This is a genomic window from Cobetia sp. SIMBA_158, from assembly GCF_046566945.1.
Lineage (GTDB): Bacteria > Pseudomonadota > Gammaproteobacteria > Pseudomonadales > Halomonadaceae > Cobetia > Cobetia amphilecti.
Map to the genome: position 1 here is coordinate 1 of NZ_JAWJYL010000325.1, position 275 is coordinate 275.

Annotated in this window: 1 protein-coding gene; it reads right to left on the minus strand. The window is 37.5% G+C overall.

Annotation, left to right across the window (positions count from 1 at the left end; translation table 11 throughout):
• Positions 1 to 184 (minus strand): hypothetical protein (locus R2R70_RS20145; protein ID WP_410978924.1); only part of this gene is annotated, 184 nt, incomplete at its 3' end.
• Positions 185 to 275: the final 91 nt, after the last annotated feature.

A 275-nucleotide genomic window follows, 5' to 3' on the forward strand; every position in this document is an offset into this window, starting at 1 on the left:
ATATTTTGGTGGGTAGTGACAATAGTATACCTACAGCGATGCAGGCTGCGGATGCAATAATGCCGTTAATACCAAATTTCTCATTAAACCCATTAGATATGATAAGTGTATGGCCTGTAATTATAAGGCATATGCCAAGTACAATAGATGTTTTAGGTACTCTAATAATCGTTACATGCGACATAATGCCTCCACTGGTTATGGTGCCAGTGTAATAGGCTATGTGTTTTGTATATTGATGCAGCGCAATAATAAGGCAGTTATAAAAAAGGCCT